Consider the following 24,622-nt stretch of genomic DNA (forward strand, 5'->3'; position numbering starts at 1 on the left):
GGCGCAAGCGCGCGGCCCTGCGCCGGCGCACGCCTCTCGCGGCCGCCGCCCCGAGACCAACCCTTCCCCCCGCGGGGGCCGCGGGCGGCGCCGCCGACGCGGCGCATGACGAAGAAGGGCGCGCCGGTGACGCCGGGATCCTCGCAGAGGAACAGCGGCTCCGGCACCGTCACGCCGGCATCCCAGGCCGCCTTCAGCAGCGCGTATTCCGCAGCGCGCGGCAGGCTGACGGCGAGCACCGCGGCGCTGTCGGTGCGCAGCACCCAGCGCTGCGCACCCGCGATGGTCTCGACGTCCAGCGCCCAGTTCTGCTGGATCGCCCCGCCCGATAGTTTTTGGACGTTCGCGATGCGGAGAGATGCGTCGCCGCAAGCCGCGGCCAGCCAGTCCCGCAGGCGGGTCAGGCGCGCTTCATCCATGCGCGCCCCACTGGAAGAAGTCGGTGCCCTCGCGACGCAGGAAATTCGCCAGCACCATGCGGTGCACCTCGCTCGCGCCGTCCACAAGGCGGGCCTGGCGGGCGTAGCGATACATCCATTCGATCGGCGTATCCTTGGAATAGCCGCGCGCGCCCAGAAGCTGCAGCGCGGTGTCTACCGACTTGTGCAGCGCATCGGCCACGACGATCTTCGCCATCGAGACCTCCTTGCGCGCGAAGCCGCCCTGGTCCAGCACCCAGGCCGCCTTCATCGTCAGCAGCCGCCCGATCTCCAATTCCATTGCCGCCTGTCCGATCAGGCCCTGCACGCTCTCGCGGTCGATCAGCTTCATGCCGAAGCTCTCGCGCGCGCGGATGCGCTCCATCGCGATCTCCAGCGCGCGGCGCCCCATGCCGAGCCAGCGCATGCAATGGGTGAGGCGCGCGGTGCCGAGGCGGATCTGCGTGAGCTTGAGGCCGTCGCCGACGCCCATCAGCACGTTCTCGTCCGGCACTTCCAGCCCGTCGAAGCGCAGCTCGCAATGGCCGCCATGCTCCTCGGGTCCCATGATCGGGATGCGGCGGAGGATGCGCCATCCCGGCTGGTCGGCGTGAAACAGGAAGCAGGTGAGGCCCTTGCGCTCATCATCGCTCGTGCGGGCAATGAGCAGGAAGTGCTGCGCCTCGCCGGCGCCGGTGATGTAGTGCTTGCGCCCCGTGATGCGCCAGCGGTCGTTGCCGACGCGCTCGGCGCGCGTGTAGGTCAGGCCGGGATCGCTGCCGCAGCCATCGGGCTCCGTCATCGCGAAGCTGGACTGCACGGCGCCGTCCACGATGGGCTGCAGCCACTTCGCCTTCTGCGCCTCGGTCGCGACCTTCTCCAGCACGATCATGTTGCCGTCGTCGGGTGCCGCGCTGTTGAACACGACGGGGCCAAAGATCGAGCGGTTCATCTCCTCGTAGCAGGCGGCCATGCCGATCACGGGCAGGCCGCCGCCACCGCGATGCTTCGGCATCTGCAGCGCCCAGAGGCCCTCCGCCTTCGCCTCGGCGCGCAGGCGCTTCAGCACATCCGGGTGGATGTTTTCGTGCTCGTCGTAGTTGGCGCGCTCGGCTTCGAGCGGGATCAGCCGCTCATCCACGAAGGCGCGGAGCTTCGCGCGAACGGCGTCGATCTCGGGCGGGAGGGAGAAATCCATGTCGGCGTTCCGGCTGCGCTGGCGTTCGGCGCATAGTAGGCCCTCCCCCTGTGTTGGGGGAGGGTCGGGCCGCTACAGCGCGTTGACGCTGTGCCCGCCATCCACGGTCACGACGCTGCCCGTCATATGCGCGCCGGCTTCGCTGGCCAGCAGCAGCAGCGGGCCGGTCAGGTCGTCCGGCGTGCCGAGGCGGCGCTGCGGGATGCGCTTCACCATCGCTTGGCCGGGCTCGGACGCGAAGAAGGCGCGATTGATGTCGGTCTCGATGTAGCCCGGCGCGAGCGCGTTGACGCGGATGCGGTGGCGCGCGAGCTCGACCGCCATCTGCCGCGTCAGATGCAGCAGCCCGGCCTTGGCGGCGGTGTAGCCGGCGACGCCGCCGATCACGCGCATCCCGCCGACCGAGGCGATGTTGACGATGGCGCCGCCCTTCCCGGCCGCGACCATGCGCCGCGCCGCCGCCTGCGCCATCACGAAGGCGCCGCGCAAATCCACATCCATCACCTGGTCCCAGTCGGCCGGCTCCTGCTGAAGGACGGGCTTCGTCACCGCGATCCCGGCGTTGTTCACCAGCAGGTCGCAGGGACCGAAGCGCGCCTCGACCGCATCCAGCGCCGCGGCGATCGAGGTTGTGTCGGTCACGTCCAGCGCGACGGCCATGCCCCGGTCGCCGAGCGCCGCCGCTGCTTCGGCGACGCTCTCCTCGCGCCGTGCGGCCAGCGCCACGGCGGCGCCGGCCTCATGCAGCACGCGCGCGAAATGCCCGCCGAGGCCGCCGGACGCGCCGGTGACCAGCGCGACCCGGCCGGCCAAGGAGAACAATACCGTCATGCCCGCCGGCCGACCGGGCAGCGCGCCCGCATGTGCATCATCATCGCCAATGCCTCCTCGCGCGGGACGATCGAATCGCCTTCAAGCCCAGTCTAGCGGCACGGCGCGCGACCAGGCCAAGGCGCCTGCCGCCTATCCGGCCAGCGGCAGCAGGCGGCGCAGCTCCGCGAGCAGCGCGTCCATGTCCACCGGCTTCGGGAACAGGGCCACAGGCCCCTCCCCGGTCTGGCGGAACGCGGCGGCGCCGGCGGACGGGCCATAGCCCGTCATCACCACCACCGGCAGCAGCGGCACCATGCCGCGCAGCGCGCGGATCAGCCCGATGCCGTCCAGGCGTGGCATCCGCAGATCGGTGAGCAGCAGGTCCGGCATGTGGCGCTGCGCCGCCTCGAGCGCCGCCATGCCGTCCGCGGCGACCTCCACGGCGTAGCCTTCGCTCACCAGCTCGTCCTCGATGGCCATCGCGGCCAGGATCTCGTCCTCGGCCACAAGGATCCGCCGCGGTGCGTGGGCTTCCTGCAACGCCGGATCGCCTCAGGCGGGCACCGGGCGCGCGGGCACCGGGTCGGCCGACGCCTCGGCCAGCGGCAGGTCGAGGCGGAAGGTGGCGCCGCCGCCGTCCCGGTTCCATGCGTCCAGGCGTCCGCCCATCGCGCGCGCGGCGCTGGCGGCGAAGGTCAGGCCGAGGCCGATCCCGCGCCCCGGCTCCTTGGTGGTGAAGAAGGGATCGAAGATCGCATCGGCCGCGGCCTCGGGGATGCCGGTGCCGGTGTCGCGCACCTCGACGACGACCGAGCCCGCCTCCTCCGCGAGCCGCACCTCCAGCACGGCCGGGGCGTCGGACTGCCTGCGACGGCGCTCCAGGATGGCGTCGCGGCCATTGGCGAGAAGGTTCATCACCGCCTGCTCCAGTCGCCCGGCGCTGCCGCGCACCGGCAGCGGCGTGCCGGCGGGGCGCAGTTCCAGCGCGATGCCATCCGCGGCCGCCTGCGCCGCGGCAACGCGCATGGCGGCCGCGACCGGCTGGGCCGCGTCGAAGGTCGCATCCGCCTCGCCCTCCGCCCCGGCCAGGGAGCGGATGCGGGCAACGAGCTCGCCGGCCCGGCGCAGCTGGTCTTCCACCACGGCGATGGCGCGCGCGAAGCCGGCGCGTTCGACATCGGGCAATCCGCCGCCGGTCGCCCGCGCCCGGCGCAGCCAGAGCGCCGCGGTGTTGAGGGGCTGGCTCGCCTCATGCGCCAGGCCGGCGCACATCGTGCCCACCGTCGCCAGCCGCGCGCTCTGCACGAGCCCGGCCTGCAGGCGGAGCGTGGCGGTGACGTCGCGCGCCGAGCCCAGCAGGCGCTCGACGCGGCCATCGGCGCCGCGCAGCGGCACCAGGACGGTGTGCCAGGTCATGCGACCCGCGGGCAGGTCGGCGGTGATCTCGTATTCCATGGCCTGCCCCTGCGCGGCGGCCATGCGCCAGCGCGGCAGGGCATGCTCGATCAGCTGCGGCGGCAGGCGCACCTCGGGGGCGGCGCCGGCGAGACTTTCCGCGGGCACGCCGAACATGCGTTCGAAGGCGGGGTTCACCGTCTCGATCTCGAGCCTGTCGTCCGGAAGCACCCGCACCACGAAGACCGCCTCGGCGAGGTTCGCCAGAAACGTCGCGAGGCGTTCCTCGGCGGCGCGGCGCTCGATCACCTCGCGCTCCAGCGCCGCGGGCGAGCGCAGCGCCAGCAGCCTGGGCAGCACCGGCCAGAGCATCACCGCGACAGTGATGGAGATGGCGGCGGTGATCGCCTTGAGCAGCGTCTCGGTGACCGGCGCCGGGCTGAACATCGCCCAGGCATGCGCCAGATGCGTCAGGCCGCAGGCCGTGATGAACAGCGCGAACAGCCCGACAAGCCAGGGATAGGCAAGATCGCGTCGCCGCAGCAGCACGAGGACGAGGACTGTCGGAATCGAGAGATAGGCCATGCCGATCGCAAGGTCCGAAAGCAGGTGCAACCACGCCAGTTCCGGCGTCACGAGGGCGCAGAATCCGGGCGTCGCGAGACGGGGCGGCCAGCCGGCCGCCAGAAGCGATGACATGGAGCCGTGTGCCCTGCTCGCAACAAGAACTCGAGCCAAGCTAGGCCGGCCGCGCCGGAAGCGCCGCCTTTCTCCGGCACACGGGTTCGTGAGTCACGCCGGATTGATCGCCCTGCGCGCTCTGACGGTCAGGATCACACGCGTCGCGTGTCAATCGGGGAGGCCGAACAGCCTTGCCGGGTTCGTCGCCGTCATGCGGCGGATCTCTGGCTCGGTGAAGCCCACGCTCTCGACCAGCAGCAGGTATTCGCGGAACGCCTCCACGGGCGGCGGCAGCAGGAACACGCCCGCATCGGAGGAAAGGATGCAGCGCTCCCCCGCGGCGCGGATGCGCGGCGCGAAATCGTGGATCGTTGCGCCACCGGAAATGCGGTGCTTCTCCTCGTCCACATGCGTCAGGCCGACCTGGGTGGCGTGGGTGAGGATGAAGAAGGACAGCTCGACATGGCCGCCGAGCGCGACGATGGCGCGGATCTCGTCCTCCGCGTAGCGGCTGCCATGGCTGCGCAGGCGGGTGACGCCGCGGCGCCGCGCCTCCTCGGCCAGCGCCACGGCCTCATGCCCGGCGACATGGCCGCAATCGAAGACCACGTCCTTCTCGGCGCAGAGCTCCATGATGGCCGGCACCGGATCGGGCACGCGGCCGTTCGGCGGCACCTGGAAGGTGGTTTCCAGGAAGGCGGGGCTGCGGCCCTCGCGCTCGGCGATGTAGCGGGTGTGGTGGGTGGGCAGGCTGACGAAGCGCGCGCCGGTGCCCGGGCCGTAGCCGTATCCGATGGCGGCCTTGGCGACTTCCAGCGTCACGCCGCCGGCGGTGGGCTGCATGATGACGCCGCCGAAGGCGTGGCAGCCGAGATGGCCGAGCTCCTGGTTCGCCAGCGCGGCATAGCCCGAGGTGTTCTGGAAGTTGCACATGATGCCGATGCCGCGCATGCCGGCGGCGGCCGCCTGGCGCACCGCCTCGAACACATTGACGGAGCGGCCGTTCAGATGCGGCGCGCAATGCACATGACAGTCTATGGCGCCCTGCAGAAGATGCGATCCAGGCGGGGTCCAGGGCATCGGCGCGGTCCTTGTTCAGTGGCGGAGGATCTTGGCGGTGAAGTCCTTCAGGCGCGCGCTGTCCGGGGCGTCGAAGATCTTCGCGGGAGGCCCGCTCTCCACCACGCGGCCGGCATCCATGAACACCACGCTGCTCGCCACTTCGCGGATGAAGGCCATCTCGTGCGACACGACCAGCATCGTCATGCCTTCGTCGCGGAGCGCGCGAATGGTGTCCAGCACCTCCGTGACGAGCTCGGGGTCGAGCGCGCTCGTCACCTCGTCCAGCAGCAGGATGTCGGGGCGCAGCGCCAGGGCACGCGCGATCGCCACGCGCTGCTGCTGGCCGCCCGACAGCTCGTCCGGATAGGCGTTGAGCTTGGCGCCCAGGCCGACGCGCTCCAGCAACCGAGTGGCCTCGGCCTCGACCTCCGCGGCGGGGCGCTTCTTCACCAGGGTCGGCGCGATGGCAACGTTGCGCAGCGCGGTCATGTTCTGGAACAGGTTGAACTGCTGGAAGACGATGGCGAAGCGGTCGCGCGCGGCGCGCAGGCTGGCGCGGCTGCCATAGTCCACCGGCTGGCCGGCGATGGTCACGCGGCCGGCCCGCGGGCGCAGCAGCCCGACCAGCGCGCGCAGCAGCGAGGACTTGCCGGAGCCCGAGGGCCCGATCAGCCCGACCACCTCGCCCTGCTCGACCCGCAGCGAGACGTCGCGCAGCACGTCGTTGCGGCCGTCATGGCTGGCGGTGAGACCCTCGATGTGCAGGAACGCCATGCGCCAAATGTCCGGGCCATGCCGCGCAGGGTCAAGCATGGACGCCCCGGCTGCGCGCACTATCCTCTGGCGCGTGAGCGGGTCCATGCGAATCGCCGGCATCGGCCGGCCGGCCGCGGGGGCGCGGTGGACGCCGCGGCCGGTCTTCCAGGTGATGCCCTTCTCCGTGAAACGGTGGCCAATGCCGAGACGCCCAAAAATCTCCAGCGTGCGCTTGGCGAAGCAGATCGCGCGCGATCCGAAGGAGACGGTGTCGTCCTCGTCCAGCACCGTGACCGCCACGCCGTGCCGCGCGAGATCGAGGGCGAGGGTGAGCCCGACCAGCCCGGCGCCGGCGATCACCACCGGGCGATGCTGCGCCCCCTGCGGCGTGGGCGCGGGCGGGTAGCGCGGGTTCTCGTACGTCGAGGGCATGGCCCAGTCTATCGCATGGCGCCCGCCGGGACAGCCGGGCGATGGCGGGGGGCCGGTTGCGCGATCCGCCCGGCCTCGGCGACCATGCCGGCAACCGCAGGCGTGGGGCACGACATGATCTTCCAGCCCGAGGTGGAGACGCGCGATCCGGCGGCGCAGCGCGCGCGCGACGATGCGGCGCTACGCCGGCAGTTGCGCACCCTGTTCGACCGCTCCCCCTTCTACGCGGACAAGCTGCGCGCGGCCGGCTTCGCGGACGCCACGGCCTGCGGCGGGCTTGAGGACCTGTCGCGCCTGCCCTTCACGGAGAAGGACGAGATCCGCCGCAGCCAGGCGGAGGCGCCGCCCTTCGGCCGCCACCTCGCCGCCGATCCCGACGACCTGGTTCGCATCTACTCGACCAGCGGCACCACGGGCGATCCCTGCTACATGCCGATCACGGCGAAGGATCTGGCGAGCTGGATCGAGATCTCCTCGCGCAGCTACACCGCGACCGGGCTGCGCCGCGGCATGCGCGCCGTCAGCACCTATAATGCGGGTCCCTTCGTGGCGGGCGCGGCGCTCGACACCATCGCCTCGCTCGGCGTCTGCCACATCCCGGTCGGCACGGGGAACACGCAGCGCCTGATCCGCGCGCTGCAGCTGCTGAAGCCGGAGGCGCTCCTCTGCACGCCGTCCTACGCCGTGCATCTTGCGGAAGTGCTGGCGGAGCGCGGCATCGCGGCGGACGCGCTCGGCGTGCGGCGCATCTGCGTCGCGGGCGAGCCGGGCGGCGGCGAGGCGGCGATCCGCGACCGGCTGGAAGCCGCCTTCGGCGCAAGGCTGTGCGAGGCGATGGGGATCGGCGACGTCTCGATCTCGCTCTGGGGCGAATGCGATGCGCAGCGGGGCATGCATTTCGCCGGCGGCGACCATGTGCATGTCGAGCTGGTGGATCCCGCGACGGGCGAGCCGGTGGAGAAGACGGACGGCGCGACGGGGGAGCTGGTCTATACCGCGCTCACGCGCGAAGCGGTGCCGCTGCTGCGCTTCCGCTCGCGCGATCATGTCGCCTGGTGGAACGCGCCCTGCGCCTGCGGCCGCACCACGCCGCGCGTGCGCTGCATCGGCCGCACGGACGACCTGGTGATCGTGCGGGGCGTGAACGTCTTTCCCACGGCCCTGCGCGCGGTGGTGGCCGGCTTCGTGCCGCAGGTCAGCGGCGCCATCCTGATCCGCCCGCGCGCCCGCGGCGTGCGGCAGGAGCCGCCGCTGCCCGTGCAGGTGGAGCTCGGCCCGGGCACCGCGCCGCCGCCCGAGGGCCTCGCCGCGGCGATCGAGGCGGCGATCCGCGCCACGCTTGTCGCCTCCGCGCGGGTGACGCTGGTGCCCCATGGCAGCCTCGGGCGAAGCGAGTACAAGACGAAGCTCTTGGATTTCAGCGACGCGGAGTGAGACCTGCATGAAGACACATCTGGCCGGATCGGACGCCACCTCCATCCGCTTCCGGGGACGCGACCTGGTGGAGGAGCTGATCGGGAAGCACGGCTTCACCGAGGTCTTCTACCTGCTGGCCGTGGGTCGCATGCCGGAGCCCGGCCAGACGCGCGTGCTGGACGCCTGCCTGGTGACGCTGATGGACCATGGCTGGACGCCGACCTCGATGATCGCGCGGCTCGCCTATGACAGCGCGCCGAGCCAGGTGCAGGTGGGCATCGCGGCGGGGCTGCTGGCGGTGGGCGATGTCTTCGCCGGCACGATGGATGGCTGCGCGAAGCTGCTCGCCGAAGGCATCGGAAAGGACGACAAGGAAGCGTGGTGCAGGGACGTCGTGCAGGCGCATCGCGCGGCGAAGAAGCCGATGCCGGGTTTCGGCCACCCCTTCCACAAGCCCGACGACCCGCGCCCGCCGCGGCTGTTCCGCGTGGCACAGGAAGCGGGCATGAAGGGGGACTACATCGCCCTGCTGCAGCAGCTCGGCCGGACGGTGGACGCGCTCCATGGCCGCCACCTGACCATCAACGCCACCGGCGCGCTCGCCGCGCTGCTGCTCGAGATCGGGATGCCGCTGGCGATCATGCGCGGCGTCTCCGTCGTGTCGCGCTCGGCGGGGCTCACCGCGCATATCGCGGAGGAACAGCAGAACCCCACCGCGCGCCACATCTGGAAGCTGGTGGAGGAGGAGATCCCCTACGAGGATCCCCCCGCCTGACCAGCCCGGCGTTCAGATCTTCACGCGGTCCGGCGCCACCTGGCTGAGCGGGCCGGTCCAGATCACCTCGCGCGGCGTGACCTCCTTCGACAGGCGGTTCATGCCGCGCAGCTGGTCGATCGCGAGCTGGATGTTGGCGACCGAATCCGGCGTCAGGTTCATCTGGTAGGCCACCTTCGTCATCAGCTCCTGCACGAAGGCGCGGTCCTGGCGCAGGAAGCGCGCGACCAGCGCCGCGGCCTCGGCCGGGTTGGACGCGCACAGCTCCTGCGCCTGGATCAGGCTGCGCATGAAGCGCTGCGTCGCCTCGCCGTTCTGCTCGGCCCAGCCCTTGTTCATGTAGACGAAGTTGCGGACGATCTGGATGGACTCGTTCGAGACGAGGATATGCGTGTTGGGGATGGCCCGCATCGCCCGCGTCGGCCAGGGCTCCCACACCGCGAAGGCGTCGATGTTGCCGCGCTCCAGCGCCGCGACCATCTCCGGCGCCTCGACATTCACGATGGTGTAGTCGGCCGGGTTGAGGTTCAGCTTGGAGACGACGGAGAGCCAGAAGGTCTCGCTGCCCGTGCCGCGGGCGACGCCGACGCGCTTGCCCTTCAGCTGGTCCATGCTGGTGATGTTGCGGCCGAGCACGCTGATCCAGCGCAGCAGCGCCGTGCCCTCGCACACCGCGACGACGTTGGAATCGACCAGATGCGCGGAGACGCCCGCCTGCTCCGCGCCATAGGCGGAGTTGATCTGGTTGCCGATCAGGAAGGCGACCATGGCGGAGCCGGACGGGCCTGTGTTGAGCGTGACGTCGAGGCCGTTGCGCTCGAAGATGCCGCCCTGCTTGGCGACATAGTAGGGCGCGAAGGACGGGTCCACGCCCGTCGCGATGGTCATGGCGATGGGCCGGCCCTGCGCGAAGGCGGGCATCGGCAGCGCGGCGGCCGCACCGGCGGCGAGAAGATGACGGCGAAGCATTCCTGTGTTCTCCCTGTGTCTCACATGGTCGGGTTGAAGCGGCCCGCAAAGGCGCGGATCAGCAGGCGGAAGACGCGGTCGGTGAGGAAGCCGAGCAGGCCGAGCGAGATCAGCGCGACGAAGATCTCCTCGATCTGCATGAAGAGCCGGGCGTCCCACAACATCTTGCCCAGCCCGTCATTGGAGGCGACGAGTTCCGCCGCCACGATGGTCACGAAGGCATTGGCCATCGCCACCCGCATCCCGGTCAGGATGTAGGGCACGGTGGCCGGCAGCGCGACGAGCGCGAAGATCTGCAGCCGCGAGGCGCCGAGGCACTGCGCCGCGCGGATCTTGTCCCGTCCCACCGCGCCGACGCCGGCGGCGGTGGAGATGATCACCACGAAGATGGTGGCGTAGGCGATGAGGAAGATCTTGCTCTCCTCCCCGATGCCGAACCAGATCACGGAGACGGTGATCATCGCGACGGCCGGGATGAAGCGGAAGAATTCCGTCCAGGGCTCCAGCAGCATCCGCACGGGCCGGAAGCTGCCGATGGCGAGGCCGATCGGCACGCCCACCGCGCTGCCGATCAGGAAGCCCTGCAGGATGCGCCGCATGGAGGCGACGATCTGGTCCTGCAGGATGCCGTCCTCGATCAGCAGCCAGGCACGCTCGAAGACCGGCCAGGGCGACGGAAACAGGGCGGAGCGCACCAGATAGACCGCCGCGACATGCCAGATCGCGAACAGCAGCAGGAAGCCGCCGACATAGCCGGCGATGGTCGCCGCGCGGCTAGTGGCCACCGTGGATCTCCTCGTGGATCAGGGCGTGCACCTCGCGGAAGACCCGCATGAAGCCGTCGGAGGTGCGTTCGCGCGGGAAGGGCAGGTCCACCGGCACCACGGCCTTCAGCGTGCCGCCCGGGCCGCGCTTCATCACGCCGATCCGCGTCGCCAGCGCGCAGGCTTCCTCGATGTCATGCGTGATGAACAGGACGGTCTTCTTCGTCTCCGCCCAGATGCGCGACAGTTCCGCCTGCAGCACCGCGCGCGTCATCGCATCCAGCGCGCCGAAGGGCTCGTCCATCAGCAGGATGCGCGGATCGTTGGCGAGCGCGCGCGCGATCTGGATGCGCTGCTTCATCCCGCCGGAGAGTTCCGACGGGTGCTTCGCGCCCTGGCCGGTCAGCCCGACCATCTTCAGGAAGCGCTCCGCCGTCGCGCGCCGTTCGGATCGCGGCAGGCCGCGCAGGCGCAGGCCGAAGCCGATGTTGTCGAGCGCGGTGAGCCAGTCGTACAGACTGTCATGGCCCTGGAAGACCACGCCGCGATCGGCGCCGGGGCCGGTCACCGGCCGGCCATCAAGCAGGATGCGGCCGCTGCTCGGCGCCTCGAATCCGGCGAGCATGTTGAGCACGGTGGTCTTGCCGCAGCCGGATGTGCCGAGCAGGCAGAAGAACTCGCCCTCGTCGAGCGAGATCGTGAAGTCGCGCACGGCTTCCCAGCTGCCCGTGCGGCCCTGGAACACCTTGCCAACGCCCTCCAGGGCGACAAATCCCATTCCGATCTCCCCCGGGCCCTTGTCCGGACATTTACGTGCGAGGTTGCGCGGGGGCAACCCGGCTTCACGCATCTTCGGCCGGGGACTAGAAAGCCGCTGCTGAAGGAAGGGGCAGTCTGCATGATGCTCGCGGGCAAGGTGGCCGTCGTCACCGGCGCGGGGGGCGGCATCGGGCGCGAGATCGCGCTCGCGATGGCGATCGCCGGGGCGAAGGTGGTGGTGAACGACATCGGCGCGAGCCTGACGGGCCAGGGCCCGACCAGCGCGACGCCCGGCGAGCAGACCGTGCAGATCATCGCGCAGCGCGGCGGCCAGGCGGTGCTGAACACCGAAAGCGTCGCCGCCTGGGACAGCGCGCAGAGGATCGTGCAGGCGGCACTCGACGCCTTCGGGCGCATCGACATCGTGGTCAACAACGCCGGCATCCTCCGCGACAACATCTTCCACAAGATGAGCGTGGAGGACTGGCGCGCGGTGATCGACGTGCACCTCAACGGCACCTTCTACGTCTCCCGCGCCGCCGCCGAGCATTTTCGGAAGCAGGGCTCCGGCGCCTTCGTGCACATGACTTCGACCTCGGGGTTGATCGGGAATTTCGGCCAGGCGAACTACTCCGCCGCGAAGCTCGGCATCGCGGCGCTCTCGAAAAGCATCGCGCTGGACATGCAGCGCTTCGGCGTGCGGTCGAACTGCATCGCGCCCTTCGCCTGGAGCCGCATGACGAGCTCGATCCCGGCGGAGACGGAGGCCGAGAAGGCGCGCGTCGCGCGGCTGCAGCAGATGACGCCTGACAAGAACGCGCCGCTCGCGGTCTATCTGGCCTCCGACGCGGCGAAGGACGTGACGGGGCAGATCTTCGCCGCGCGGATGAACGAGATCTTCGTGTTCAGCCAGCCGCGGCCGGTGCGCAGCACGCATCGCGGCGAGGGCTGGACGCCGGAGGCGATCGCGGAGACGGCGATGCCCGCGCTGCGCAGCGCCTTCCTGCCGCTCGATCGCAGCGGCGACGTCTTTTCGTGGGACCCCGTCTGATGCGGTTTCGGCTCACCGAAGAGCAGGTCGCCTTCCAGGATTCCGTCCGTCGCTTCGCGGAGACGCACCTGGCGAAGGGCGCGCTGGAACGCGCGCATGACGAGCGCTTCCCCTGGGACGTGGCGAAGCTGATGGCCGAGAACGGCCTCTTCGGCATCATGCTGCCGGAAGCGGATGGCGGCCAGGGCGGATCGCTGTTCGACGCGGTGCTGGCGATGGAGCAGATTGCGTACGTCTGCCCGCGCAGCGCGGACGTGCTGCAGGCCGGGAATTTCGGTGCGTTCCGCACCTTCGCCGAATACGCGACACCGGCACAGAAGGAGAAGTATTTCGCGCCGCTGCTGCGCGGCGAGACCATCGCGGCGGTCGGCATGACGGAGCCGGATGCCGGTTCGGCGCTGACCGACCTCAAGACCACCTGCACGAAGGACGGCAATGGCTGGCGCCTGAATGGCGGCAAGGTGTTCACCTCGAACACCGAGGATGCCGGGGTCTTCGTGGTCTATTGCCGCTTCGGGCCGGGCGTGAACGGCATCGGCAGCGTGATCGTCGAGCGGGGGATGGAGGGCTTTCGGCTCGGCCAGCCCAGCCGCTACATGAATGGCGAGACCTGGTGCGCGCTGTATTTCGACAACGTCTTCATCCCGCCGGAGAACGTGCTGCTAGGCGAGGGCGGGTTCCGCAAGCAGATCGCGGGCTTCAACGTGGAGCGCTGCGGCAACACCACGCGCGCGCTCGCGCTCGGCGAATATTGCTTCCGGCAGGCCAAGGCGCATGCCGAGCAGCGGAAGCAGTTCGGCAAGGCGCTGTCGGAATTCCAGGGCCTGCAGTGGAAATTCGCGGAGATGCGCGTGGCGCTGGATAGCGCGCAGCTGCTGCTCTACCGCGCGGCCGTGAACGCGGGCGACGGGCTGCCGGACGCGCAGGAGATCGCACTGGCAAAGTACGCATGCAATCAGGCGGGCTGGATGGCGGCGAACGAGTCCATGCAGGTGATGGGCGGCACGGGCTACAGCCAGGACCTGCTGATCGAATACTGCGTGCGCAAGACGCGCGGCTGGATGATCGCCGGCGGCTCGCTCGAGATGATGAAGAACCGCATCGCGGAGGGCGTGTTCGGGCGGTCTTTCCCCCAGCGCAATCCGAAGTGAGCCTCGCTCAGGCGCTGCTGTCGCCGCGGCGCATTGCGCTGGTCGGTGCCTCGGCGGATGCAGGGCGGCTGACGGCGCGGCCGCAACGCTACCTGCGGCGTCACGGGTTTTCCGGGGAACTGTTCCCGGTCAATCCGCGTGCGGCCGAAGTGCTGGGCGAGCGCGGCTATGCCTCGCTGGCAGACATCCCGGGCGACATCGACTTCGCGTACGTCCTGCTCGGGACGGAACAGGTGGAGGCGCAAATCGCCGCCTGCGCGGCGCGCGGCATCCCGGTGGCCTGCGTGCTGGCGGATGGTTTCGCGGAAGCCGGCGCCGAAGGCGCGGCCTTGCAGGCGCGCTTGGTCGCGACGGCGAAGCAGGCCGGCATCCGACTGCTCGGCCCGAACAGCATGGGCGTGATCAATACGTCCGAAAGAATCGCGCTGACGACGAATGCGGCCTTCGAGGCGGAGAGCATCGCCACTGGTCGCGTCGCGCTGGTCTCGCAATCGGGCTCGATGATGGGCGCGCTGCTGTCGCGCGGCGCGGCGCGCGGCCTCGGCTTCTCGCACCTGATCGGCACCGGCAACGAGGCGGACCTCACCACCGGCGAGATTTCTTCTCTGTTGCTCGACGATCCGCAGGTGGACGTGGTGTGCCTGTTCATGGAAGCGATCCGGGCGCCCGAAAAGCTCGCGGAGGCGGCACGAAAGGCGCATTCACTCGGCAAGCCCATCGTCGCGCTGAAGCTCGGCCGCTCGCCCTTCGGCGCGGAGCTGGCCGCGAGCCACACCGGCGCGCTGGCCGGGACGGATGCGGCCGCCGACGCCTTCTTCCGCGCGCATGGCATCCTGCGCGTCACGATGCTGGAAGCGCTATTGGAACTGCCGCCGCTCGTCGCGGGCCGCCGCCCGCCCGCGCGCGCGCATCGCGCCGTCGGCGTGATGACCACCACGGGCGGCGGCGGCGCGCTGGCCGTGGATGCGCTCGGCGTGCGCGGGATCGAGGCGAAGAAGCCCGATGCCGCAGCGGCCGCGAAGCTTGAGGCCGCGAAGCTGCCGACGCATGCGCGGCTGCTCGACATGACGCTGGCCGGCACCAAGCCGGATCGCGTGATGGCCGCGCTGGACGGGCTGCGCGCGGCGGAGGACACCGACCTTGCGCTGGCCGTGATCGGCAGCTCGGCGCAGTTCCGCCCGCAGGATTCCGTGGCGGGCCTGGTCGAGGCGGCGAGGCTGCCGGGCAAGCCCGTCGCGGCCTTCCTCGCGCCGCAGGCCGAGGCCTCGCTGCGCCTGCTCGCGGAGGCCGGCATCGCCGCCTTCCGCACGCCGGAGGGCGCGGCGGATGCCATCGCCGCCTATTGCGCCTGGCGTGCGCCACGCGATGTCGCCGCGCAGGCCGCGCCTGCCGTGACGATCCCGGATGCGCCCGACGAAACGGATGCGCGCGCGGTCTTCGCTGCGCTCGGCCTCACCTCGGACGCCGTGGTGATGCAGGACGCGCCGCCGGAAGGGCTGCGCTACCCGGTCGCGGCAAAAATCCTGTCGCCAGACATCGCGCACAAGACCGAGGTCGGCGGCATCGTGCTGAACATCCCGGATGAGGCGGCGCTGCGCGACGCGGCCGCTGGCATCCGCATGCGCGTCGCCGCGGCTGCGCCGGAGGCCCGCATCAGCGGCATCCTCGTGCAGCCCATGGCGAAGGGGCTGGCCGAGGCGATCCTCGGCTTCCGGCGGGACCCGGAGGCGGGTGCGGTGGTGCTGCTCGGCGCCGGCGGCGTCCTGTCCGAGTTGCATCGCGATATCTCTCTTCGTCTGGCTCCGGTGGGTGAGGACGAAGCGCGGGAGATGATCGCGGAGGTGCGCGCGCTGATGCCGCTTTCCGGCTGGCGCAACCTGCCGCGCGGCGACCTGGACGCGCTGGCGAAGGCGGTGGTCGCCGTCTCCCGCCTTGCCGCGCTGGACGCCGTGAAGGAGGCGGAGATCAATCCGCTCATCGTCCATGCCGAGGGTCAGGGCGTGACTGTCGCGGATGCCTGGATCGTGCGAGCCTGACGTCATGGATGCCGAAGCCCTGATCCGCGCGCGCTACGGCGCGCTGCCCTTCCAGCCCGCCGAGATCACCGATGGTCTCGCGCTGCTGCTCGATCGCCGCGTGACCCGACGCTACAAACCCGATCCGGTGCCGGACGCGCTGCTCGACACGGTGCTGGCCGGCGCGCAATCGGCGCCCGCGAAGTCGGACCTGCAGCAGTACTCGATCCTCGTCACGCGGACGCCCGAGAAGATCGCGGCGATCGCGGATGCCATCGGCAGCATGCCATGGATCAAGGACGCGCCGGTCCTGCTCATCTTCTGCGGCGACATCCGGCGCGGCCGGCAGGTCTGCGCGCTGCATGGCCGCGCGCATGCGAATGACAGCGTCGACACCTTCCTCAATGCCAGCGTGGACGCCGCGCTGGCCATGGGTTTCGGCATCATGGCCGCGGAGGCGGCAGGGCTCGGCACCTGCCCGATCTCCTATGTGCGCAACCACCTGCCGCTGGTCGCGGACCTGTTCGGACTGCCGGATGGCGTGTTTCCCGTCGCCGGGCTGACGCTCGGCTTTCCCGCTTCGCGCAACGCCACCTCGCCGCGCCTGCCGCCTTCCGTCGTGGTCCATCGCGAACGCTACGACGACAGCGGCCTCGCCGCCGCGCTGCCGGCCTATGACGCGCTGCGCCCGCCGGGCAAGCCGCGCTACCCGGAGGTGCATGGCGCGAAGCCCGAAGGCTGCGCCTGGAGCGAGAATGCGGCGCGCCAGCTTTCCGTGCCGGAGCGCGCGAATTTCCGGGCCTGGCTCGCGACGAAGGGGATCAACCTTGGCTGACGGACCACGGCCCGATGGCGGCGCCGACAATCCCGGCGGCGGCGACCTGAAGCGCGCCGCCGCGCGCGCGCCCGGCACGCGCGCCGTGAAGCCACGCCATGCCGCCAGCCTGGTGGTGTGGCGGCAGGGCGGCGGCGAGCCTGAGATCCTGATGGGCATGCGCCACGCCAAGCACAAATTCATGCCGAGCGTGCTGGTCTTTCCCGGCGGCCGCGTGGACCGCGCCGACCATGGCGTGAAGGTCGCCTCCGAATTGCGGGCGGAGACGGAGGCGATGCTGCGCCATCGCGCGCCGCCCTCCCTCGCGCGGGCGCTCGGCGTCGCGGCGGTGCGGGAGCTGTTCGAGGAGACGGGGCTGATCCTCGGCGAACGGAAGGGCACGCGCCTGCTCGCCGACCTCTCCGCGCTCGATTATCTCTGCCGCGCGGTCACGCCCTCCTCCCGCGCGATGCGCTTCAATGCGCGCTTCCTGCTGGCGCCGGCGGAGCGGCTGGCGGGCGAGATCGGCGGCTCCGGCGAGCTCGAGAGGCTCGAGTGGTATCCGCTGTCGAAGGCGCGGAGTTCGGAGCTCGCCGCCATCACCTACAAGATCCTGGCGGAATTCGCCGAGTGGGTGGCGATGCCGCCGGATGCGCGCGCGACGCGGCCGATGATCTGCTTCCGCGGGATGGACAACCGCACGATCGACGCGTAGCGGCGCTACCGCGCTTCGAAGGCATCCCCATCGCGCGCGGCCTGGCCTTCCGCCGCCAGCTTGATCAGGTGGGCCAGCAGGCTGCGCGCGGCGCCATTCACCAGGCGCGGATCGAGCTCCGGGCCATAGACCGGCGGCACCAGCTCCACCGCGGTCGCGCGCCGCGCGACGCGCAGCGCGTCCAGCACCTTCTGCTCGCGCTCGCGCCGATGCGCCGCCAGCGCGGCGACGAAGGGCGCGGGCTCGGGCAGCCTCGGGCCGTGGCCGGGCAGGTAGAGACGGTCGTCGCGCGTGGCGAGCTTCGCGAGCGAGGCCATGTAGGCCGCCATGTCGCCATCGGGCGGGCTCACCACCGTGGTGGACCAGCTCATCACATGGTCGGCGCTGAACAGCACGCCGTCCCCAAAACCTTCGAGCGCGAAGCAGAGATGGTTGGCGCAATGGCCGGGCGTGTGCAGCGCGGTCAGGCGGAACTCGTCCGTCTCCACCACGCCGCCATCGGGCAGCACGACATCGGGGCGGAAGGCATGGTCGCCGCCCTCGCCGCCCGCCTCCGCCGGCGTCAGGTGCGGGCCGAAGCCGAAGCTTCTGGCGCCCGTCGCGGCGGCCAGCGCAGCGACGCCCGGCGAGTGGTCGCGATGGGTATGGCTGACCAGGATATGCCCCACATGCTCGCCCTCGATCGCGCGCAGGATGGCCGCCAGATGCGCCGCGTCGGCCGGGCCGGGGTCCAGCACCGCGACACGGCCGCGCCCGATCACATAGGTGTTCGTGCCGCGGAAGGTGAAGGGGCCGGGATTGGCGCACAGGATGCGCCGCACGCCCGGCACGACCTCCTCGACCGCGCCATGCGGCAGCGCATCCTCGCGCAGGAAGGACAGACTCATTTGCCGCGTCTCCGCCGCACCAGTTCGCGGTGCAGGATGTAGAGGCTGGCGATCACGATCAGCAAGGCGCCCGCGATCGTCGCCAGCCCCGGCACGTCGCCGAAGGCGATCCAACCGAACAGGATCGCCCAGAGCAGCGCCGTATAGCTGTAGGGCGAGAGCGCCGAGACCTCCGCGCTGGCCCAGGCCTCGGTCATCAGGATCTGCGCCGCCCCGCCCAGCAGCCCGACCATGATCAGCAGGCCGAGCTCCCACCAGCTCGGCGTCACCCAGACGAAGGGAAGGGCCACAGCGGCGAAGGCGGTCATCAGCAGCGACTGCCAGAGCGTGATCGTGGTGCTCGCCTCGGTGCCCGACAGGGTGCGGACCATCAGCGTGGTGCCGGCCGAGAAGACGCCCTGCGCGACCGCCACCACGACGCCGAGCTGCGCCGCGCCTTCCAGCCCGCCGGCGAAGGCCCCCTGCCCCATGGCGATCACGACGATCCCGAGAAAGCCGGCGAGCACCGCGCCGGCACGATGGATGCCGACCTTCTCGCCCAGGAAGGGGATGGACAGCAGCGTGACGAACAGCGGCGTGGTGTTGGTCAGGGCCGTGTGCTCGGCCAGCGGCAGCAGCGCCAGGGCGTAGAAGGAACAGGCCTGCGCGGCGGTGCCCGTGGCGGCGCGCACCAGGTGCCCGGGGAAGCGGCTGGTCTTGAGGGCCTGCAAGACCGGCCGGCCGGGCCGCGCGCGCGCCACCACCATCAGCACCACCGGCACCGCCAGCGCGCTGCGGAAGAACATGATCTCCGCCACCGGGATGCGGTCGCCCAGCGCCTTGATGAGCGCGCTCATCAGCGTGAAGATCGCGCAGGCGGCCAGCATGAACAGCACGCCGCGCCGCATGTCGTGCCGCAGCGGCATCAGACACGCGGCTCCGGCTGCGGCGGCGGCAGCATGGAGCGGTTCTGCGCGCGCCGGATCCGCTCCCGATGCAGGTTGTACATGCCCGCGGCGATCACCAGGCTCGCGCCGCCGAGCGTCGTCCAGGAGGGCACCTCGGCCCAGATCGCGAAGCCCAGCAGCCCGCCCCAGAGCAGCGTGGTGTATTCATAGGGCGCGAGCACGGAGACCGGCGCGATCGCGAAGGCGCGGGCGAACAGGAAATGCGCGCAGCCATTCGCCAGGCCCAGGAAGCCGAGCGCGAAGGCCACCTCCCAGGCCGGCAGGATCGCGCCGACGGGCGGGAAGGCCGGCAGCATCAGCAGACCCATCGGCACATGCGCGAACAGCAGCCAGAAGGCGATCGCCTGCGGCGTGTCCGTCGCCGCCAGCACCCGCGTCCAGATCCGCGTCACCGCCAGCGTGCAGGTGCCGGCGAGGATCATCGCCGTCTCCCAGCGCCAAAGCTCGCCGCCCGGCTGCAGCATGATCAGCACGCCGGCGAAGCCAAGCAGCGTGCTGCTCCAGCGCCGCCATCCCACGCTCTCGCCCAGCAGCGGAATGGCCAGCACCGTCATGATCAGCGGCGCCGCGGCGTTCACGGCGTAGCTGTCGGCCAGCGGGAAGTGGTTGAACCAGGCGAGGTAGAAGGCCACCGTCACCAGGCAATGCAGCGTGGAGCGCAGCGCCAGCAGCGGCACGCGCCGTGGCCGCAGCCGCCGCCCGCGCGACAGCAGCGCGATCGCCACCATGCCGAAGACGCCGCGCCAGATCATGGCCATCGCCACGCCGACTTCGGGCAGCGCCCACTTCACCGCCGCATCGGCGGCCGAGATCACCGCATAGCCGGCGGAGATCGTGGCGATGCCGCGCAGCGCGTCCTGCGTCAGGGGAAGCCCGCGTTGCGGGCCCTCAGGCACCCGCCGGGTCCAGCACGGCCTCGCCCTGCATGCAGGTGGCGCCGGTGTCGTCGCGGGTCTCCACCTCCACCTGGCCGCCCGCGGCGCGCGCCAGCACGGCCAGCGTCCGGCCGTCGAAGCAGGGGCGGCGGCCACGGAAGGCGAAGCGGCGCAGCCTCGCGCCCGGCGTCGTCTCCAGCGCCAGTGCCGCCATCAGCGTCGCCTGCAGCGGGCCATGCACGACCAGGCCGGGATAGCCCTCCACCTGCGTGACATAGGGGTGGTCGTAGTGGATGCGGTGGCCGTTGCCCGTCAGGGCGGAGTAGCGGAACAGCATCACCGGGTCGGGCACGAGGTCGCGCCGCGCCGCGCCCGGCCAGTCGGGCGCGGCCGGCGCCGCCTTCACGGCCGCGCCCTCGGCGCCGCGATAGACGATGTCCTGCTCCTCCTCGATGGCGAGGCCCGCCGGGCCTTCCACCCGATGGCGCACCGTGACGAACACGAGGCGCCCGGAGCCGCCCGACTTCTCCTGCACCGAGAGGATGGTGCTGGTCCGTCGCACCGCATCGCCCGCGCGCAGCGGCGCGTCGTGGAACAGCAGGCGTCCGCCCGCCCACATGCGCCGCGGCAGGTCATGCACCGGCGGCAGGAAGCCGCCGCGCTTCGGGTGGCCGTCCGGCCCGATGCGGTCCGGCATGACCCAGTCCTGGAACAGCATCCAGTGCCAGAGCGGCGGCAGCACGTCCGGCACCGGCAGGCCGAGCGTCGCCGCCATGCCCTCGATCAGCCGCGCATCGAGCCGGTCCTCGCGCATCTCGCTGCGGCCGACATAGTCCTCGTGAGACATCAATCCTCGCGCAGATAAAGCAGGTAGGTGTCCATGTGGACCACGCGGGTATAGCGCCGCCAGGTCTCGGCGAAGGCAGGGTGCCGGCTGAAATAGGCGATGGGGTCGAAATCCTCGGCGCCGCAGCGCGGGATGCCGGAATTCTTCGCCACCAGCACGCCGGCTGGCGGCGCGCGCGCGAAATCCTCGGCCACGGTGCGATAGACCAGGAATTCCGGCCGGCTCATCTCCCAGGTCTCGCGATAGCGCGGCGCGCCCTCGGGGCAGTCCGGATAGGCGCCGACCAGCAGCCAGAGGTTCATGGTGCGCAGCGTGGATCGGGCGCGGGCATAGTTCAGCGCCGGATAGACCGGGTAGATGTCGGGCGAGAGCACCAGCAGCCGCTCGCCGGCCACCTCGCGGCGCAGCGTCGTGGCGATCTGGCCGTCGCGGAGCTCGAAATACCAGATCTGCCGCCAGGGGCTCTCGCCGCGGATATGCAGCAGGGCCACCGCCACGGCGACCGCGAGCGCGAAGCCGGGCGCGGCGGCGGCGGCGCGGACGGGCGGCAGGGCGCGATCCATCCAGCGCGCGGCGAGCAGACCCACCAGCAGCGCGCCCGTCATCGCCATGGGCACGATGTGGTAGCTCCAGCCCTTGTGCTGAACCCAGGCGGAGAGCGTGCCGCCGACGCCGACGGCCAGCAGCGCCTGCGCCGTCGCCCCGGCGCTGCGCCGCATGGCGAAGGGCGCCAGGGCGGCCAGCAGCAGCGCGGCCGGGGCGAAGGGCGCGGTCAGCAGCACGTCGAACAGCCCGATGCCGCCATTGGCCAGGTAGAAGCCCATCACCAGCGGCACGACGAAATCGAGATAGGCGGGGAACAGCAGCGGCAGGGAGGCGAGATAGAGCAGCCACACCGCCGCCATCCCCCAGGGCAGGGGGTCGCGCAGCGCGGCAGCCGGGCCGCGGCGCAGCAGCACCAGCGCCTCCACCAGCAGTGGCACGGCGAGGAAATGCGGCTTCAGCGCGAAGCCGACCGCCGCTGCCAGGGTCACCGTCCAGGCCAGCGGGCGCGAGACCGGCGGCCCCTCGATCCGCCTGGCGGCCAGGAAGGCATAGGGGATGGCGAAGAGCGCCATCAGGTGCTCGCGCTGCCCCACATCATAGGCCGGCAGCAGGATCGCCAGCGGCACCAGCGCGTCCAGCACCGCGCGCTCCACCACGCCCTCGGCGCGGTCGCGGCGCAGCCGCGCGGTCATGCGCCAGGCGGCCAGGCAGCAGGCCAGCACGCAGAGCAGCAGCGCCTGCACCCCGTCGAGCGGGGTCCATTTCGCGATGGCGGCCGGGATTGCGGTGAGCACGAAGACCAGCGGCGGGTTGACGTCGATCAGGTCGCGATAGAGCCGCTCCCCGCCCACCCAGCGCTCGGCGAAGTTCAGGATGGCAGCCACGTCGTGGTTCAACGGCGGCGCCAGCACCATCAGCAGGAAGGCCGCGGCCGGGAGCAACGCAAGCGCCCGCGGCGCGCGCGCCAGCAGCCCGGACAGGCCCAGCGGGGGGGCGGCGGCCTCGGCGGCTTCGGCCGGGCGGGCGGGGCGGGATGGCGGGGGGCTCATGCGTGTGACCGGCGGCGCATCCTTGGGCGCGGCGGCGCATCTTGCAATCGTATTGCGGCGCATCCGGGGCAGGGCTGCCCCGCCGCCGCCGCGCGGCCGCCTTGCCCTCGCCCCGGCCCGACGCCAGAAGGGGGGCGTGGATCCTGCCGAATACGACCTGATGGACGCCGCCGAGGACGGCATGTGGTGGTACCGCGCCGCCCATGCGCACGTCCTCGATGCGCTGCGCCGGCGGCCCGGCGCCGGCGGACCGCTGCTGGATGCCGGCTGCGGGACGGGCGGCCTGCTGCGCCGCCTCGCCCAGGACCGTCCGGACCTGCCCGCCGTGGGGCTGGACTACATGCCGCAGGCCGCCGGGCGCGCCGCGGCCAAGTCCGGCCGCCCCGTGACCGCCGGCGATGCCAACCGCCTGCCCTTCCCCGAGGCGAGCTTCGGCGCCGCGGTCAGCATCGACGTGATCTGCCATGCCGGCGTGGAGCCGGCGCGCGCCCTGGCCGAGCTGCACCGCGTGCTGCGCCCCGGCGCCACGCTGGTGCTGAACCTGCCGGCCTTCGAGTGGCTGCGCAGCGCGCATGACCTGCGCGTCCACAACGCCCGCCGCTTCACCCGCGACGGCGCCGCGGCGCTGCTGCGGGAGGCCGGCTTCACCGCGGTCGAGGGCCGCTACTGGAACAGCCTTCTGCTGCCGCTGATGATCCTGCAGCGCAAGGTGCTGCAACGCCGCCCGGATGCGCCGAGCGACGTGACGGAATTCCCGCCCTGGCTGGACAACAGCCTGCATGCGGTGTCGGAGCTGGAGCGCTGGCTCGGCGGAAGCGGCGTGCCGATGCCGGCCGGCGGCTCCGTGCTGATGACGGCGACCCGCCCGTGACGGAGGCCCATGACGTGAACGAAACCGCCGCCCCGAACGCCCCGGGCCTCTCCATCGTCGTCCCGGTCTATCGCGGCGCGACGACGATCGGCGCCCTGGTCGCCGCCCTGTCGGAACTGCACCCGGCCGGCGGGCTCGAGATCATCCTGGTGAACGATGGCAGCCCGGACAATTCCGGCGAGGTCTGCCGCGCGCTCCAGAAGACCGCGACGGTGCCGCTGACCTACATCGAGCATGCGCGGAATTTCGGCGAGCACAACGCGGTCATGACCGGGCTGCGGCATGCGCGCGGCAGCTACGTGATCACCATGGACGACGACCTGCAGAACCCGCCGGAGGAGGTCGTCAAGCTCTACGACCATGCGCGGCTGGGCGGCTGGGACGTGGTCTACACCCGCTACGCCAAGAAGGAGCATGACGGCTGGCGCAACCTCGGCAGCCGCTTCGCGAACATGGTCGCCGACCACCTGCTGGACAAGCCGAAGGGGCTCTATCTCTCCTCCTTCCGCTGCATGTCGGCGCTGGCGGTGCGGGAAGTGACGAACTACCACGGCCCCTACCCCTATGTGGACGGGCTGCTGATGCAGGTGACGCAGCGCCTCGACAGCATCGAGGTGAAGCACCTCCCGCGCGCCGAAGGCCGCAGCAACTACACGCTGAAGCGGCTGGTGCTGCTGTGGCTGAACCTCGCCACCAACTTCTCGGTGCTGCCGCTGCGCCTGGCGATCCTGGCCGGCGTGGCGATGGGCTTCTTCGGCCTGCTCGGCGCCGTGCTGGTGTTCATCGAGGCGCTGATGGGCGAGACGCCCTCCGGCTGGGCCTCGATGATGACCGTCACGCTGCTGATCGCGGGCGTGCAGTTCCTGATCCTCGGCGTGCTCGGCGAGTATGTCGGCCGCGCCTTCCTCTCCGCCAACGGCAAGCCGCAGGGCATCGTGCGGGAAGCGCGCGGACCCGCGGCGCGGGAGGCGATCGCGCCCCGGGGCGAGGCGCAGCCGGCGGTTACGCCCACCGAGCCCGCGCGCATGCGGGCGGTGTCCTGAGCCGATGGGCATGACGGCAGCCTGGCTCACCCTGGCGGCGGCGATCACCACATCGCTGGTCGGCCAGGTGCTGCTGAAGGCCGGCGCCAGCGGCTCGGTCGCGGCCTCCGCGGGCTTCATCGACCAGCTCTTCCGCTGGCAGACGATCATCGGCCTCGGCGCCTATGGCGGCGCGGCGCTGCTCTACATCATCGCGCTGCGCAAGATCCCGATGAGCGTGGCGCTGCCCTGCACGGCCGCGAGCTACGTGGTGATCGCGCTGATCGGCTGGGCGGTGTTCGGCGAGAGCCTGGGCATGCAGAAGCTGGCGGCGATCGGCCTGATCTGCGGCGGCGTGGTACTGCTGGCGACGACCGCGTGACGGCGGCGGCG

Annotated in this window: 25 protein-coding genes; 10 read left to right on the forward strand and 15 right to left on the reverse strand. The window is 71.3% G+C overall.

All coding sequences use genetic code 11. The features are described from left to right. From AC1MIR_RS06535 to AC1MIR_RS06565, 7 genes are all read right to left on the reverse strand, one after another. On the reverse strand, positions 1 to 419 hold a 419-nt coding region (locus AC1MIR_RS06535), incomplete at its 3' end, for a phosphotransferase (RefSeq protein WP_480027375.1). Continuing rightward, positions 412 to 1,617, reverse strand: a complete 1,206-nt coding sequence (locus AC1MIR_RS06540; protein ID WP_480027376.1) for an acyl-CoA dehydrogenase family protein — start codon at positions 1,615 to 1,617, stop codon at positions 412 to 414. The genes AC1MIR_RS06535 and AC1MIR_RS06540, both read right to left, overlap by 8 nt. A gap of 72 nt (positions 1,618 to 1,689) precedes the next feature. Beyond that, positions 1,690 to 2,430, reverse strand: coding sequence for an SDR family NAD(P)-dependent oxidoreductase (locus AC1MIR_RS06545; protein WP_480027377.1), 741 nt, complete (start codon positions 2,428 to 2,430; stop codon positions 1,690 to 1,692). A gap of 150 nt (positions 2,431 to 2,580) precedes the next feature. After that, on the reverse strand, positions 2,581 to 2,970 hold the full coding sequence (locus tag AC1MIR_RS06550; RefSeq protein ID WP_480027378.1) for a response regulator: 390 nt from the start codon (positions 2,968 to 2,970) through the stop codon (positions 2,581 to 2,583). Between the two features lie 12 nt (positions 2,971 to 2,982). Beyond that, positions 2,983 to 4,524 carry a sensor histidine kinase gene (locus AC1MIR_RS06555; protein ID WP_480027379.1) on the reverse strand — a complete coding sequence of 514 codons (1,542 nt, stop codon included), beginning with the start codon at positions 4,522 to 4,524 and terminating at the stop codon, positions 2,983 to 2,985. Positions 4,525 to 4,674: 150 nt separating this feature from the next. Next, complete coding sequence (locus AC1MIR_RS06560) at positions 4,675 to 5,586, reverse strand: DUF6282 family protein (RefSeq protein WP_480027380.1); 912 nt, start codon at positions 5,584 to 5,586, stop codon at positions 4,675 to 4,677. 15 nt (positions 5,587 to 5,601) lie between these two features. Then, positions 5,602 to 6,756, reverse strand: a complete 1,155-nt coding sequence (locus AC1MIR_RS06565) for an amino acid ABC transporter ATP-binding protein (protein WP_480027381.1) — start codon at positions 6,754 to 6,756, stop codon at positions 5,602 to 5,604. Positions 6,757 to 6,840: 84 nt separating this feature from the next. On the opposite strand from AC1MIR_RS06565, the gene AC1MIR_RS06570 reads away from it, so the two are divergent. After that, positions 6,841 to 8,190: a phenylacetate--CoA ligase family protein gene (locus AC1MIR_RS06570; protein WP_480027382.1), complete on the forward strand. Its 1,350-nt coding sequence runs from the start codon at positions 6,841 to 6,843 to the stop codon at positions 8,188 to 8,190. Positions 8,191 to 8,197: 7 nt separating this feature from the next. After that, positions 8,198 to 8,947, forward strand: a complete 750-nt coding sequence (locus tag AC1MIR_RS06575; RefSeq protein WP_480027383.1) for a citryl-CoA lyase — start codon at positions 8,198 to 8,200, stop codon at positions 8,945 to 8,947. A gap of 12 nt (positions 8,948 to 8,959) precedes the next feature. Here AC1MIR_RS06575 and AC1MIR_RS06580 read toward each other — a convergent pair whose 3' ends face one another. From AC1MIR_RS06580 to AC1MIR_RS06590, 3 genes are read right to left on the reverse strand one after another with little or no spacing between them, the layout of a single operon-like run. Beyond that, a complete protein-coding gene (locus AC1MIR_RS06580) occupies positions 8,960 to 9,916 on the reverse strand; it encodes an ABC transporter substrate-binding protein (protein WP_480027384.1) in 957 nt (318 codons plus the stop codon). 20 nt (positions 9,917 to 9,936) lie between these two features. Further along, entirely contained in the window at positions 9,937 to 10,701 is a 765-nt protein-coding gene (locus tag AC1MIR_RS06585) for an ABC transporter permease (RefSeq protein ID WP_480027385.1), read from the reverse strand. Then, positions 10,691 to 11,458: an ABC transporter ATP-binding protein gene (locus AC1MIR_RS06590; protein ID WP_480027386.1), complete on the reverse strand. Its 768-nt coding sequence runs from the start codon at positions 11,456 to 11,458 to the stop codon at positions 10,691 to 10,693. Before AC1MIR_RS06590 ends, AC1MIR_RS06585 begins: the two co-directional genes overlap by 11 nt. 120 nt (positions 11,459 to 11,578) lie before the next feature. Between AC1MIR_RS06590 and AC1MIR_RS06595 the strand changes: the two genes are divergently transcribed. Genes AC1MIR_RS06595 through AC1MIR_RS06615 form a run of 5 tightly spaced genes read left to right on the forward strand, consistent with a single transcriptional unit; the run spans position 11,579 to position 17,185 of the window. Continuing rightward, positions 11,579 to 12,490: an SDR family NAD(P)-dependent oxidoreductase gene (locus AC1MIR_RS06595; RefSeq protein WP_480027387.1), complete on the forward strand. Its 912-nt coding sequence runs from the start codon at positions 11,579 to 11,581 to the stop codon at positions 12,488 to 12,490. After that, positions 12,490 to 13,641 (forward strand): acyl-CoA dehydrogenase family protein, encoded by a 1,152-nt coding sequence (locus AC1MIR_RS06600; RefSeq protein ID WP_480027388.1) that lies wholly within the window; start codon positions 12,490 to 12,492, stop codon positions 13,639 to 13,641. Before AC1MIR_RS06595 ends, AC1MIR_RS06600 begins: the two co-directional genes overlap by 1 nt. Then, positions 13,638 to 15,677, forward strand: a complete 2,040-nt coding sequence (locus AC1MIR_RS06605) for an acetate--CoA ligase family protein (RefSeq protein WP_480027389.1) — start codon at positions 13,638 to 13,640, stop codon at positions 15,675 to 15,677. Before AC1MIR_RS06600 ends, AC1MIR_RS06605 begins: the two co-directional genes overlap by 4 nt. A gap of 4 nt (positions 15,678 to 15,681) precedes the next feature. Beyond that, positions 15,682 to 16,491 carry a nitroreductase family protein gene (locus AC1MIR_RS06610; RefSeq protein WP_480027390.1) on the forward strand — a complete coding sequence of 270 codons (810 nt, stop codon included), beginning with the start codon at positions 15,682 to 15,684 and terminating at the stop codon, positions 16,489 to 16,491. Next, positions 16,484 to 17,185, forward strand: coding sequence for an NUDIX hydrolase (locus AC1MIR_RS06615; protein WP_480027391.1), 702 nt, complete (start codon positions 16,484 to 16,486; stop codon positions 17,183 to 17,185). Before AC1MIR_RS06610 ends, AC1MIR_RS06615 begins: the two co-directional genes overlap by 8 nt. A gap of 5 nt (positions 17,186 to 17,190) precedes the next feature. On the opposite strand, the gene AC1MIR_RS06620 is transcribed toward AC1MIR_RS06615, so the two are convergent. Genes AC1MIR_RS06620 through AC1MIR_RS06640 form a run of 5 tightly spaced genes read right to left on the reverse strand, consistent with a single transcriptional unit; the run spans position 17,191 to position 22,336 of the window. Further along, positions 17,191 to 18,072, reverse strand: a complete 882-nt coding sequence (locus AC1MIR_RS06620; RefSeq protein WP_480027392.1) for an MBL fold metallo-hydrolase — start codon at positions 18,070 to 18,072, stop codon at positions 17,191 to 17,193. Then, a complete protein-coding gene (locus AC1MIR_RS06625; RefSeq protein ID WP_480027393.1) occupies positions 18,069 to 18,977 on the reverse strand; it encodes a DMT family transporter in 909 nt (302 codons plus the stop codon). Before AC1MIR_RS06625 ends, AC1MIR_RS06620 begins: the two co-directional genes overlap by 4 nt. Beyond that, positions 18,977 to 19,915 (reverse strand): DMT family transporter, encoded by a 939-nt coding sequence (locus AC1MIR_RS06630; RefSeq protein WP_480027394.1) that lies wholly within the window; start codon positions 19,913 to 19,915, stop codon positions 18,977 to 18,979. The genes AC1MIR_RS06625 and AC1MIR_RS06630 overlap by 1 nt, the downstream gene beginning before the upstream one ends. After that, positions 19,908 to 20,741: an HTD2 family dehydratase gene (locus AC1MIR_RS06635; protein ID WP_480027395.1), complete on the reverse strand. Its 834-nt coding sequence runs from the start codon at positions 20,739 to 20,741 to the stop codon at positions 19,908 to 19,910. Before AC1MIR_RS06635 ends, AC1MIR_RS06630 begins: the two co-directional genes overlap by 8 nt. Further along, the gene (locus AC1MIR_RS06640; protein ID WP_480027396.1) at positions 20,741 to 22,336 is read right to left on the reverse strand and encodes a hypothetical protein; all 1,596 of its coding nucleotides are present in this window, start codon (positions 22,334 to 22,336) and stop codon (positions 20,741 to 20,743) included. The genes AC1MIR_RS06635 and AC1MIR_RS06640 overlap by 1 nt, the downstream gene beginning before the upstream one ends. A 136-nt stretch (positions 22,337 to 22,472) precedes the next feature. On the opposite strand from AC1MIR_RS06640, the gene AC1MIR_RS06645 reads away from it, so the two are divergent. The 3 genes from AC1MIR_RS06645 to AC1MIR_RS06655 are packed head-to-tail and all read left to right on the forward strand — an operon-like array spanning position 22,473 to position 24,611. Then, entirely contained in the window at positions 22,473 to 23,207 is a 735-nt protein-coding gene (locus tag AC1MIR_RS06645) for a class I SAM-dependent methyltransferase (RefSeq protein ID WP_480027397.1), read from the forward strand. Positions 23,208 to 23,221: 14 nt separating this feature from the next. After that, the gene (locus AC1MIR_RS06650; protein WP_480027398.1) at positions 23,222 to 24,250 is read left to right on the forward strand and encodes a glycosyltransferase family 2 protein; all 1,029 of its coding nucleotides are present in this window, start codon (positions 23,222 to 23,224) and stop codon (positions 24,248 to 24,250) included. A 10-nt stretch (positions 24,251 to 24,260) separates the two neighbouring features. Beyond that, complete coding sequence (locus tag AC1MIR_RS06655) at positions 24,261 to 24,611, forward strand: DMT family transporter (RefSeq protein ID WP_480027399.1); 351 nt, start codon at positions 24,261 to 24,263, stop codon at positions 24,609 to 24,611. Positions 24,612 to 24,622: the final 11 nt, after the last annotated feature.

The organism is Falsiroseomonas sp. RANM36 (assembly GCF_056682175.1).

Coding starts and splice junctions, on each gene's coding strand:
- AC1MIR_RS06540 (WP_480027376.1), bottom strand. CDS start 1,617: ATGGATTTCTCCCTCCCGCCCGAGATCGACGCCGTTCGCGCGAAGCTC.
- AC1MIR_RS06555 (WP_480027379.1), bottom strand. CDS start 4,524: ATGTCATCGCTTCTGGCGGCCGGCTGGCCGCCCCGTCTCGCGACGCCC.
- AC1MIR_RS06560 (WP_480027380.1), bottom strand. CDS start 5,586: ATGCCCTGGACCCCGCCTGGATCGCATCTTCTGCAGGGCGCCATAGAC.
- AC1MIR_RS06565 (WP_480027381.1), bottom strand. CDS start 6,756: ATGCCCTCGACGTACGAGAACCCGCGCTACCCGCCCGCGCCCACGCCG.
- AC1MIR_RS06570 (WP_480027382.1), top strand. CDS start 6,841: ATGCCGGCAACCGCAGGCGTGGGGCACGACATGATCTTCCAGCCCGAG.
- AC1MIR_RS06575 (WP_480027383.1), top strand. CDS start 8,198: ATGAAGACACATCTGGCCGGATCGGACGCCACCTCCATCCGCTTCCGG.
- AC1MIR_RS06580 (WP_480027384.1), bottom strand. CDS start 9,916: ATGCTTCGCCGTCATCTTCTCGCCGCCGGTGCGGCCGCCGCGCTGCCG.
- AC1MIR_RS06590 (WP_480027386.1), bottom strand. CDS start 11,458: ATGGGATTTGTCGCCCTGGAGGGCGTTGGCAAGGTGTTCCAGGGCCGC.
- AC1MIR_RS06595 (WP_480027387.1), top strand. CDS start 11,579: ATGATGCTCGCGGGCAAGGTGGCCGTCGTCACCGGCGCGGGGGGCGGC.
- AC1MIR_RS06600 (WP_480027388.1), top strand. CDS start 12,490: ATGCGGTTTCGGCTCACCGAAGAGCAGGTCGCCTTCCAGGATTCCGTC.
- AC1MIR_RS06610 (WP_480027390.1), top strand. CDS start 15,682: ATGGATGCCGAAGCCCTGATCCGCGCGCGCTACGGCGCGCTGCCCTTC.
- AC1MIR_RS06620 (WP_480027392.1), bottom strand. CDS start 18,072: ATGAGTCTGTCCTTCCTGCGCGAGGATGCGCTGCCGCATGGCGCGGTC.
- AC1MIR_RS06625 (WP_480027393.1), bottom strand. CDS start 18,977: ATGCCGCTGCGGCACGACATGCGGCGCGGCGTGCTGTTCATGCTGGCC.
- AC1MIR_RS06635 (WP_480027395.1), bottom strand. CDS start 20,741: ATGTCTCACGAGGACTATGTCGGCCGCAGCGAGATGCGCGAGGACCGG.
- AC1MIR_RS06640 (WP_480027396.1), bottom strand. CDS start 22,336: ATGAGCCCCCCGCCATCCCGCCCCGCCCGCCCGGCCGAAGCCGCCGAG.
- AC1MIR_RS06655 (WP_480027399.1), top strand. CDS start 24,261: ATGACGGCAGCCTGGCTCACCCTGGCGGCGGCGATCACCACATCGCTG.